Origin of the sequence: uncultured Marinobacter sp. (genome assembly GCF_963974375.1) — a bacterium.
In the GTDB taxonomy this organism is placed as follows: Bacteria; Pseudomonadota; Gammaproteobacteria; order Pseudomonadales; family Oleiphilaceae; genus Marinobacter.
Genome location: NZ_CAXBDN010000392.1, coordinates 1 through 2,513 on the forward strand (window position 1 = coordinate 1; position 2,513 = coordinate 2,513).

Consider the following 2,513-nt stretch of genomic DNA (forward strand, 5'->3'; position numbering starts at 1 on the left):
GTAAGCGTCCGGTGATCACATCTTGTCAGGTATAACCGGCGTCCAGTTATGGGGCAGTAACTCGTCGATGGCGTTGTTTTTCTGCGTCGGCAGGCGGGTCAGCACATCCTTCAGATAGGCATATGGATCGTGCCCGTTCAGCTTGGCTGACTGGATCAGTGTCATCACTGCCGCAGCACGTTGACCACTGCGCAGCGACCCCGCGAACAGCCAGTTGCTGCGACCCAGCGCCCAGGGCCGTATCTGGTTTTCTACCCAGTTGTTGTCGATAGGAACAGCACTATCGTCCAGGTAGCGCGTCAGCGCTGCCCAGCGTTTGAGGCTGTAATCCAGTGCTTTGGCCGTGCCGGAGCCATCCGGCACTTTCTGGCGGTGCGCCAACATCCATTGATGTAACGCATTAGCAATGGGCCTGGCTTTCGCTTCCCGGATCTCCTGCCGTTTGTCCGGCGGCAGATCTTTGGATTCCCGCTCGATTTCGTAGAGTCCGCCGATGTACTCCAATGCCTTGGCGGCCAGTTCACTCTTGTTGGCTTCGTGCAGGTCGTAGAACTTGCGCCGGGCGTGGGCCATGCAACCGATTTCAGTAATACCGTTGCCGAACCCTGCCTTGTAACCAGCATAATCATCACAGACCAGCTTGCCTTGCCAGTCACCCAGGAAGGTGCGGGCGTGTTCGCCCGCACGGCTGGGAGCGAAGTCGTAAACGGTGGCCTTCAGGTCTGAGAACGGCGTGGTGCAGTAGGCCCAGACGTACGCCTTGTGGGTTTTCTTCTTGCCCGGGGCCAGCATGCTGACCGGGGTTTCATCGGCATGCAGAACGCTGTGTTCCAGCAAGGTGTTTCTCAGTGCATCCACCAGGGGCTGCAATTGCACACCGCAGGCACCAACCCATTCGGCCAGGGTGGAACGTGGGATTTCTAATCCAGCACGGCCGAAGATGCGTTCCTGGCGGTACAGCGGCAGGTGATCCGCGTACTTGGCTACAAGCACCTGAGCCAGCAGGCCGGCGGTGGGGATTCCCTTGTCGATCACCTGTGGAGGTACCGGTGCCTGGATCAAGGTCTCACATTCGTTGCAGGCCCACTTGCCTCGGATGTGCCGCTCCACGGTGAACTCGCCGGGCACGTAATCCAGCTTCTCGCTGACGTCCTCGCCGATGCGCTTGAGCTGACAACCGCAGCTGCACTGGGTGTTTTCAGGCTCGTGATGGATCAGGGTGCGGGGCAGTTCTGGCGGTAACGGTGTGCGCTTGGGTTGCTGCTTTGGCCGATCGGCTTTCTGCTCCTCGCTCATCGCCTGGTCCAGCTCGACTTCGATAGCCGCCAGGTCACTGTCGATCAGTTCGTCCAACAGCTTTCCCTGAACTGCGTCCAGCTGCTCGCTACGCCGGGCGTACTTGTGGCGCTTGAGGATGGCGACTTCGTGGGTCAGCTTCTCGATGATGGCATTGCTACGCACCAGCGCCCGGTCCTTGGTCTCAACACGATCGAACAGTTCCGTAGCGAGAGCACGGAGCTGATCGGCAGAGAGTTGGTCGAGATCGGGGCGCTGAGTCATGCCCGTTAGTATGCCAAGCCCTTGTGCTGCAAGCGATTCGCAGTTTTGGCTATGGCGGTATCACTCAGCTTGTGGTTACAGGATGGCGATGACGCCGTCGGCCCCAAGGCGCTGCCAGGGCAAGCCCTGAACCAGAGCAGACAACTGCTCTTCGGTCAGGCGCAGCTGGTCACCGCGCCAGGATTCGCCCCAGTGGAATTTGCCCCGATTTAGCCGTCGGGCACACAACCAGATGCCCAGGCCATCGTGGATCAAGACCTTCATCCGGTTGCCCCGTTTGTTGGCAAACAGGTAGGCGCAATGCGGCCTGGCAGAACCGAAGACCTGAACCACCCGTGCCAAGGCCTTGTCTGGCCCGGCTCGCATATCCAGCGGTTCGGTAGCCAGCCAGATCTCGTCGATTCGGATCATCCCAGCAGGTCCCGAAGCAAAGCGGCACACTGGTGCGCCTGATCTGCCGGCCACTCCACCACGACCGCGCCACCGGCGCGGGGAATCTCGATGCGGATGGCGCTACGCTTGTCCGAGACCGATTGGTGGCTCGCAGAGGTTGCCGCTGGCAGACTAACCGGAACAAATCCCGGTGTTGCTGGTGTTTTATCCGCTCGCTGCGCCTCACTCATCCAGCGCCGGACCATGTTGGCGTTGAGACCGTTATCCAGTGAGATCCGGGAAACGGAGGCACCAGGTTTCAGGCATTGGGCGACAATTTCGGCTTTGAATTCCCGGGAAAACCGTCGACGGCGCTGGTAGGGCTTGGTTACGCTTAAGTCGTTCATGTTAAGTGTCCACTAGAAAATAAGTGGACACTATCCTGACGGCGGCAGCGCCAGGCTCAAGATGGGATTACCGGACGCTTACAGTATATCACCGGGAGCGCCATAATCACGTCCGCCGGACTTGAGTCTTTTTTTCAGGCAATAAAAAACCCCCGGCAGCAAAAGCTGTCGGGG

Annotated in this window: 3 protein-coding genes; all 3 read right to left on the reverse strand. The window is 59.4% G+C overall.

Going from position 1 to position 2,513, the window contains the following annotated elements; translation table 11 throughout:
- Nucleotides 1-15 precede the first annotated feature (15 nt).
- On the reverse strand, nt 16-1,560 hold the full coding sequence (locus AAC035_RS20525) for an IS66 family transposase (RefSeq protein WP_339806975.1): 1,545 nt from the start codon (nt 1,558-1,560) through the stop codon (nt 16-18).
- Between the two features lie 75 nt (nt 1,561-1,635).
- Complete coding sequence (gene tnpB / locus AAC035_RS20530; protein WP_339806976.1) at nt 1,636-1,971, reverse strand: IS66 family insertion sequence element accessory protein TnpB; 336 nt, start codon at nt 1,969-1,971, stop codon at nt 1,636-1,638.
- Nucleotides 1,968-2,339 (reverse strand): transposase, encoded by a 372-nt coding sequence (locus tag AAC035_RS20535; RefSeq protein WP_339806977.1) that lies wholly within the window; start codon nt 2,337-2,339, stop codon nt 1,968-1,970. Before AAC035_RS20535 ends, tnpB begins: the two co-directional genes overlap by 4 nt.
- Nucleotides 2,340-2,513: the final 174 nt, after the last annotated feature.